We start from the raw sequence: 8,602 nt of genomic DNA, 5'->3' as shown, positions 1-8,602 counted from the left end.
GAGCCATGATCAAACTCTTCAGTTCAAACATCTTTGGGTTTTGAGAAAACCCTAAACTTGGCTCAGCAATCGTTGGTTACATCTTTGATTTCTCGCGGAGTAACTTGCGATGCTGATAATCTGTTGACTAGCAGTCTGACTCCACAAGCACCCACACGAATTGCTTGATTCAGTTGTTAAAGAGCGGTGGGTTGAGCCTTTTGTCTCAACCGAGGCGCGCATTCTACAGCGCCCCATGTATCTGTCAAGCGGTTATTTTAAGAAGCTTTCAAAGTTTCGCTTGGAAATCCTTAACAACTTCAACCACTTGCGCTTTCGATCTCTCGTTAGCGGGAGGCGAATTCTACAGCGTTACTCGCTGCTGTCAACACCTCTTTTTTACCGCTTTCGACCGAGAGGATCGAACCGTCGATAGCGCCCAACAAACCGGCCTACCCACTCCTTCCGCGCCTCGATGAACTGAAGCGACGCACTTACCGAAACTTGGTTAACTCATTGAAACTCAAGGAGTTTTCCGTTTCGACTGCGCCGGAAGTGGGGCGAATTATAGACATCCAGAATTTGCCGTCAACCCTTTATTTTCATAATTCTGTCATATCAGTCAGAAACCCCGGAAATACAGAGGCCGACGCCCACGGGCGCCGGCCTCTTCACTTACAGGTTACAAACTGGGAAATGCAAACTGCGAAGCCTCATGGCTGGCACGCTGCGGCCAGCGTTGGGTAATGGCCTTGCGACGGGTATAAAAACGCACCCCGTCCGGACCATAGGCATGCAAGTCACCAAAAAGTGAACGCTTCCAACCACCGAAGCTGTGATAGGCGACAGGCACTGGCAATGGAACATTGACGCCGACCATGCCGACTTCAATCTCATCGCAAAACAACCGCGCCGCTTCGCCGTCACGGGTAAAGATGCAGGTGCCGTTGCCATATTCGTGATCGTTGATCAGTTGCATCGCCTCTTCCAAGCTGTTGACCCGGACGATACACAGCACCGGCCCGAAGATTTCTTCCTTGTATATGCGCATCTCAGGCGTCACGCGATCAAACAGGCAGCCGCCCAGGAAAAAGCCTTCCTCGTGCCCAGCAACGCTCAAGCCACGACCATCGACAATCAATGATGCCCCCGCCGACACGCCCTCCTCTATATACCCACTGACCTTGTCACGGTGCTGCCCGGTAACAAGCGGCCCCATGTCCAATCCGCAAGAAGTCCCCGCACCGATCTTCAGTGCCTTGACCTGCGGCACCAACTTGGCCACCAGGGCATCAGCTACTTGATCGCCGACACATACCGCCACCGAAATTGCCATGCAGCGCTCACCGCACGAACCGTACGCCGCGCCCATCAAGGCGCTGACTGCGTTGTCCAGATCTGCATCCGGCATCAGCACCGCATGGTTCTTCGCACCACCCAGCGCCTGGACGCGCTTACCTCGACGAGTACCTTCGGCATAGATGTATTCAGCGATCGGTGTCGACCCGACAAAACTCAACGCTTTTACCTCCGGCGCCTCGATCAAAGCATCCACCGCCGCCTTGTCGCCATGGACTACGCTCAATACACCCTTGGGCAAACCGGCTTCCAGCAAAAGCTGGGCGATCAGCAGTGTCGAACTCGGATCGCGCTCCGACGGCTTGAGAATGAAACAATTCCCACAGACGATAGCCAGCGGGTACATCCACAACGGCACCATTGCCGGGAAATTGAACGGCGTGATACCCGCCACGACACCTAAAGGCTGGAAATCTGACCAAGCATCAATATTCGGCCCTACATTGCGACTGTATTCGCCCTTCAGGATTTCCGGCGCCGCACAGGCAAACTCAACGTTTTCGATACCCCGCTTGAGTTCCCCCGCCGCGTCTTCCAGGGTCTTGCCGTGTTCTTCGCTGATCAACTGGGCGATGCGCGACTCGTTCTGCTCCAGCAGCTGCTTGAAACGGAACATTACTTGGGCGCGCTTCGCCGCCGGCGTGTTGCGCCAGGCCGGGAAAGCGGCCTTGGCGCCATCGATCGCCTGCTGGACAGTTGCGCGATCCGCCAGCGGTACTTGATGGATTGCCTGGCCGGTGGACGGGTTGAACACATCGGCTGTACGGGCGTTATCGCTCAACAGTTCGCCATTGATCAAATGCGGGATGAGGCTCATGGGGACTCCAGGAAATTGATCACCAGACGCCCATTAACGAGCGTCTCTCTATATAGAAGAAATCAGTCGATCTTGTTCAGCACTTCACCAACTGCGTCGAACAGGCGATCCAGGTCCTGCGGCTTGCTGTTGAACGTCGGCCCGAACTGCAAGGTATCGCCGCCAAAGCGCACATAGAACCCAGCCTTCCACAGTGCCATTCCAGCCTCGAAAGGACGCACGATAGCGTCACCGTCACGGGGGGCGATCTGGATCGCCCCGGCCAAGCCAAAGTTGCGAATATCGATAACGTTTTTCGAGCCTTTCAAGCCATGCAATGCGGTCTCGAAATGCGGCGCCACCTCGGCCACACCCTGCACCAGATTCTCTTTTTGCAGCAGGTCCAACGCCGCCAGTCCCGCCGCGCACGCCACTGGGTGTGCCGAGTACGTATAGCCATGGGGAAATTCCACGGCATATTCAGGCGTCGGCTGGCTCATGAACGTCTGGTAGATTTCGCTGCTGGCAATGACCGCCCCCATCGGAATTGCACCGTTGGTGACTTGCTTGGCGATGCACATCACGTCCGGCGTCACGCCAAAGCTGTCGGCACCAAACATCGCGCCGGTACGACCGAACCCGGTGATCACTTCGTCAAACACCAGCAAGATGTTGTGCTGGTCGCAGATTTCCCGCAGACGCTTCAGGTATCCCTCTGGCGGCACCAGCACACCGGCGGACCCAGCCATCGGCTCGACAAACACGGCGGCGATATTGGAAGCGTCGTGCAGCTCGATCAACTTCAACAGCTCATCGGCCAAGGCGATCCCGCCCTCCTTGGGCATGCCCCGGGAATAGGCGTTACTGGCCAGCAAGGTATGGGGCAAATGATCAACATCCATCATGGCTTGGCCGAACAATTTGCGGTTGCCGCTCACGCCGCCCAGGCTGGTGCCGGCAATATTCACACCGTGATAACCGCGGGCCCGACCGATCATCTTGGTCTTGGTGGCCTGCCCCTTGAGGCGCCAATAAGCGCGAACCATCTTCACTGCGGTATCGGCGCACTCGGAACCTGAATCGGTGAAGAACACATGGTTGAGGTTGCCCGGGGTCAGGTTGGTGATCTTTTCCGCCAATTGGAACGACAACGGATGTCCATACTGGAATCCCGGCGAGTAATCGAGCGTGCCCAGTTGCTTGGCGACCGCTTCCTGGATCTCCTTGCGGGTGTGCCCGGCGCCGCATGTCCACAATCCCGACAGCGAATCGTAGACCTTGCGTCCCTTGTCATCGGTCAGCCAGCTACCTTCGGCAGCGACGATCAGGCGAGGGTCGCGTTGGAAATTGCGATTGGCCGTATAAGGCATCCAATGAGCGTCCAGCTTGAGCTGGCTGGCCAGGGAACCGACAGCGTGTTCGGGCATGTTCATCGACAAAACCTCGCAAGACATAAACGGTATGAAATCAGGAGCGTTCTTGCGACTACGTTGCCACGGCGATAAAGTCGGTGAAACCCAGCTTTTCTAACCTTCAGTCAGCGGATTACTAAACTATGAGCATGCGTCGTTCCGATCCGCTGGCCCAGGTCAGCGACTTCGATATCCGCTTGCTGCGCATTTTCCGCAGCGTGGTGGAATGCGGTGGTTTTTCTGCCGCCGAAACGGTCCTCGGGATCGGCCGCTCGGCTATCAGCCAGCAGATGAATGATCTTGAACAACGCCTGGGGCTGCGCTTGTGCCAGCGTGGCCGCGCGGGCTTTTCCCTGACTGAAGAAGGCCGCGAGGTCTATCAATCGGCGCTGCAACTATTAAGTGCGCTGGAAAGTTTCCGTACCGAGGTCAACGGCCTCCATCAACATTTACGCGGCGAATTGATCATTGGCCTGACGGACAACCTTGTCACCCTGCCGCATATGCGTATCACCCACGCCTTGGCCCAGTTGAAAGAACGCGGGCCAGACGTGCAAATCCAGATTCGCATGATCGCACCCAACGAAGTCGAGCAAGGCGTACTCGACGGTCGCCTTCACGTCGGCGTGGTCCCCCAGGCCAGCGCCCTTTCGGGTCTTGAATACCAACCGCTCTACAGCGAACGCTCGCTGCTGTATTGCGCGGTCGGTCATCCACTGTTTTACGTGGACGACCAGCAACTCGAAGACGCTCGCCTCAATACCCAGGACGCCATCGCGCCAACCTTTCGCTTGCCGGCCGACATCCAGGCCCATTACCAGGCACTGAACTGCACGGCCAGCGCATCGGACCGCGAAGGCATGGCGTTTCTGATTCTCACGGGTCGTTATATCGGTTATCTACCGGATCACTACGCCAATCTCTGGGTACAACAAGGTCGCCTACGCGCGCTCAAACCCTTCGCGCGTTTCTACGACCTGAGCCTGGCATCGGTCACGCGCAAGGGGCGTCGCCCTCATTTGGTGCTGGAAAACTTCCTCGAAAATCTCGCGGCAACACGCTGAATATCTGCAACGTGCCGCTTTTATAGCCGCAGCACTTGTCTGATCCGCGCCGGTGCGCTATGAACGCATTTGCCCGCACCCACAGACCCAGCCCGGAAACGTCCATGACTTTTGAAGTTCCCGCCCATGGCGGCAAGCCTACCGGCCGCATTCGTCAACAGAACGAAGAGACCATCCTCAGGGCCGCCGAGGATGAGTTCGCCCGTCACGGTTTCAAGGGCACCAGCATGAATACGATTGCCTTGAAGGCTGGATTGCCCAAGGCCAACCTGCACTACTATTTCACCAATAAGCTCGGGCTCTACGTGGCGGTATTGAGCAACATCATCGAGTTATGGGACAGCACGTTCAATTCCCTGACGGCCGAAGACGATCCGGCGCAGGCATTGACCCGCTACATCCGCGCCAAGATGGAGTTCTCGCGGCGCCAACCTCAGGCGTCGCGGATCTTCGCCATGGAAGTGATCAGTGGCGGCGAGTGCCTGAGCGAATATTTCAACCAGGACTATCAGGCCTGGTTCAAGGGCCGAGCGGCTGTTTTCCAGGCTTGGATCGATGCAGGAAAAATGGACCCGGTCGATCCGGTGCATCTCATCTTCCTGCTATGGGGCAGCACCCAGCATTATGCCGACTTTGCTACCCAGATCTGCCGCGTGACCGGTCGCAGCAAGCTGACCAAGCAAGACATGATCGACGCCGGCGACAACTTGATCCGTATCATTCTAAAAGGCTGCGGCCTGACACCTGACCTCTCATACAGATCCTAGGACTACATGCCTTATACCCTCGCCGGCTTTTGTGAGTACCGTGAAGAAATCCGCAAAAGCCGTTTCATTACCCTTGCCGCCGCCATCAACAGCCCTGCCGAGGCCCAGGCCTTTATCGAACAGCACAGCGACCTGGCCGCCACGCACAATTGTTGGGCCTGGAAATTCGGCAACCAGTACCGCAGCAGCGACGATGGCGAACCAGGCGGTACCGCCGGACGTCCGATCCTGGCAGCCATCCAGGCCCAAGCCTGCGATCAGGTGGTGGTGCTGGTGATCCGCTGGTACGGCGGAATCCAGCTGGGGACCGGTGGGCTGGCGCGGGCGTACGGCGGCGGTGCAAACAAATGCCTGCAAAACGCCGAAAAGATTGAATTGATCAGCCGCGTGGGGCTGCGCTGCGTTTGCGGGTTCGCGGAACTGGCCCTGGTGAAACTGCGCACAACCGAATGCGGGGGTTTGGTGAACGCCGAGCATTTCACCGCCGATGGTGTAGAGCTTCAATTGGCGGTGGGCGAAGAACACATTGAAACGCTGCAGGCACGGCTGGCCGACCTGAGTCGCGGGCACATACGCCTGGAGCGTGAGACCGCCGTGTGACGGAAAAACGCGGATTTGCCCACACGCGCTGTGCACCCGCTTGTGGATAACCTGGGCGTACCACGCTGCAACCCTTCTGTCATGCGGCTTTCGTGGATTTGTACATTTTTCGTACAGGGGCATCCAGACTTCAGAGATCCGTCAGCAAAACAATCACTTGCGGCGCTTTATCACCTTTAGAAGAAAGCCGCACGGGGCTTATTCCCGACCTTGGAGCTTGCGCACAATTACTGTGGAACAAGCTGTGGATAACCCGTTCATGGGTCCAGCAGCCTCAGTAACGGCATGGACCGCAGCCGCTTGTTCAATTTTTAATCAATCGATACGGTGATACAAACCCGACGCGTTGCGTCACGAGTTGAAACAACGGCTCGGGCAACGTTGTCCATTAAATCCATGGCCTTTTCTTTCAAGGATGCCTTCATGAATTCGGCGAAAAATGCATTGATCATCGGTGCTTCCAGGGGCTTGGGCCTGGGGTTGGTAAAGACGTTGCTCAGCGACGGCTGGAACGTCACTGCTACCGTGCGCAACCCGCAGCACGCGGACGCCTTGAAAGCGCTGGGTCCGGTGCGAATCGAAAGGCTCGACATGGACGACCAGCAAGCCGTCATCGCCTTGAGCCAGCAACTCAAGGGCGAAATCTTCGACCTGCTGTTCGTCAACGCCGGCGTAAAGGGCCCGGCCAATCAGAACCCTGGCGGCGCAACGCTGGCGGAGGTGGGCCAATTGTTCTTCACCAACGCAGTGGCACCGATCAATCTGGCCCAGCGCTTCGTCGGGCAGATTCGCGAACGTAGCGGCGTGCTGGCTTTCATGAGCTCCGTACTGGGCAGCGTGACCATGCCCGACGCGCCGGAACTGGCGTTGTACAAGGCAAGCAAAGCCGCCCTCAACTCAATGACCAACAGTTTCGTCAGTCAATTGGGCGAGCAGTCGCTGACCGTACTGTCCCTGCATCCGGGCTGGGTGAAGACCGACATGGGCGGTGAAGGTGCCGAGATAGACGTCCCGACCAGTACCCGTGGGCTGATCGACCAGGTCAATGCCTTCACCGGCAAGGGCGGGCATCACTTCGTCAATTACAGGGGCGAGACGATTCCCTGGTAAACGCCACCCATTACGTCGCCGGGTACTGGATATGTGCCGAACAACCTGAGTAAACTCCGACCCGCGCCCTCCCATGGCGCCCCTGGATCAGCAGACAGGGCATCACTGAGCTGGCTAACCTGAACCCACTTTCAGAGGAGCCGGCCATCATGCCTGCGACCCGTACCTGGTTAAAAAATCCCCTCGCCGTCTTCACGGCCAACGGCCTCGATGCCCGTGGCGGTCTCGTCCTGCAGGACGGTGCGATCGTCGAACTGCTGGGCCTCGGCCAGCAACCTCGCCAGCCCTGCGACCTAGTCTTTGACGCCCGCGATCATGTAATCCTGCCTGGGCTGATCAACACTCATCACCACTTCTATCAGACCCTCACCCGCGCCTGGGCACCGGTGGTCAACCAGCCGCTATTCCCTTGGTTGAAAACCCTCTATCCCGTATGGGCACGACTGACGCCAGAAAAACTCGCGCTGGCAAGCAAAGTGGCGCTGGCTGAACTGCTGCTGTCAGGCTGCACGACGGCGGCCGATCATCATTATCTGTTCCCGCAAGGCCTGGAAAATGCGATCGATGTGCAGGTTCAAAGCGTTCGCGAGCTGGGCATGCGCGCAATGCTGACTCGCGGCTCCATGAGCCTGGGCGAAGCCGACGGTGGCTTGCCGCCGCAACAGACCGTCCAGCAGGGCCAGGTAATTCTCGACGACAGCCAGCGATTGATTGCCCGCTATCACCAACGAGGCGATGGCGCGCAGATCCAGATTGCCTTGGCGCCGTGCTCGCCGTTTTCAGTCACGCCCGAGATCATGAGCGCCAGCGCCGAACTCGCGGAAAAACTCGACGTACGCCTGCACACGCACCTGGCCGAAACCCTCGACGAAGAAGATTTCTGCCTGCAACGCTTCGGCCTGCGCACCGTCGATTACCTGGACAGCGTCGGCTGGCTGGGCCCGCGCACCTGGCTGGCCCATGGCATTCATTTCAATCCGGACGAAATCGTCCGTCTCGGCGCCGCCGGCACCGGTATCTGTCATTGCCCCAGCTCGAACATGCGCCTGGCCTCGGGGATCTGTCCGACGCTTGAACTCACTGCCGCCGGCGCCCCGCTGGGCCTGGGGGTTGACGGCTCAGCCTCCAACGATGCCTCGAACATGATCCTGGAAGCCCGCCAAGCGCTCTACATCCAGCGCCTGCGCTACGGCGCACAAGCAATCACACCGGAACGAGTACTGGGCTGGGCCACCCGGGGTTCGGCGCAATTGCTGGGGCGCAGCGACATCGGTGAATTGGCGGTGGGCAAGCAGGCTGACCTGGCGCTATTCAAACTTGATGAGTTGCGCTTTTCCGGCAGCCACGACCCGATCTCGGCACTGCTGCTGTGCGGTGCCGATCGGGCGGATCGAGTTATGGTTGCAGGCGAGTGGCGTGTGATCGACGGACAGATCGAAGGCCTCGACCTGAAAGGGTTGATTGCCGATCACAGCCAGGCCGCGCGGGAGCTGATTGCTGCATCGTGACCCAATC

General features: G+C 58.2%; 7 protein-coding genes. 5 read left to right on the top strand and 2 right to left on the bottom strand.

What is annotated here, in order from left to right; genetic code table 11:
- Positions 1 to 661: 661 nt before the first annotated feature.
- Complete coding sequence (locus tag ACLK1G_RS16120) at positions 662 to 2,155, bottom strand: CoA-acylating methylmalonate-semialdehyde dehydrogenase (protein ID WP_420766312.1); 1,494 nt, start codon at positions 2,153 to 2,155, stop codon at positions 662 to 664.
- A 62-nt stretch (positions 2,156 to 2,217) separates the two neighbouring features.
- Positions 2,218 to 3,567: an omega-aminotransferase AptA gene (aptA, locus tag ACLK1G_RS16115; RefSeq protein WP_420766311.1), complete on the bottom strand. Its 1,350-nt coding sequence runs from the start codon at positions 3,565 to 3,567 to the stop codon at positions 2,218 to 2,220.
- A 122-nt stretch (positions 3,568 to 3,689) separates the two neighbouring features.
- On the opposite strand from aptA, the gene ACLK1G_RS16110 reads away from it, so the two are divergent.
- The 5 genes from ACLK1G_RS16110 to ACLK1G_RS16090 all read left to right on the top strand — a co-directional run bounded on the left by ACLK1G_RS16110 (position 3,690) and on the right by ACLK1G_RS16090 (position 8,595).
- Positions 3,690 to 4,610 carry a LysR family transcriptional regulator gene (locus tag ACLK1G_RS16110; protein WP_420766310.1) on the top strand — a complete coding sequence of 307 codons (921 nt, stop codon included), beginning with the start codon at positions 3,690 to 3,692 and terminating at the stop codon, positions 4,608 to 4,610.
- A 104-nt stretch (positions 4,611 to 4,714) separates the two neighbouring features.
- Positions 4,715 to 5,377: a TetR/AcrR family transcriptional regulator gene (locus tag ACLK1G_RS16105; RefSeq protein ID WP_420766309.1), complete on the top strand. Its 663-nt coding sequence runs from the start codon at positions 4,715 to 4,717 to the stop codon at positions 5,375 to 5,377.
- Between the two features lie 6 nt (positions 5,378 to 5,383).
- Complete coding sequence (locus ACLK1G_RS16100) at positions 5,384 to 5,977, top strand: IMPACT family protein (RefSeq protein ID WP_420766308.1); 594 nt, start codon at positions 5,384 to 5,386, stop codon at positions 5,975 to 5,977.
- 423 nt (positions 5,978 to 6,400) lie between these two features.
- Complete coding sequence (locus ACLK1G_RS16095; RefSeq protein WP_420766307.1) at positions 6,401 to 7,087, top strand: SDR family oxidoreductase; 687 nt, start codon at positions 6,401 to 6,403, stop codon at positions 7,085 to 7,087.
- Between the two features lie 149 nt (positions 7,088 to 7,236).
- The gene (locus ACLK1G_RS16090) at positions 7,237 to 8,595 is read left to right on the top strand and encodes an 8-oxoguanine deaminase (protein WP_420766306.1); all 1,359 of its coding nucleotides are present in this window, start codon (positions 7,237 to 7,239) and stop codon (positions 8,593 to 8,595) included.
- The last annotated feature ends 7 nt before the right edge of the window (positions 8,596 to 8,602 follow it).

This window comes from Pseudomonas algeriensis (genome assembly GCF_048847255.1).
GTDB lineage: Bacteria > Pseudomonadota > Gammaproteobacteria > Pseudomonadales > Pseudomonadaceae > Aquipseudomonas.
Note: the sequence above shows the minus strand (reverse complement) of the source record. Positions and strands in the feature narration are given on the sequence as shown.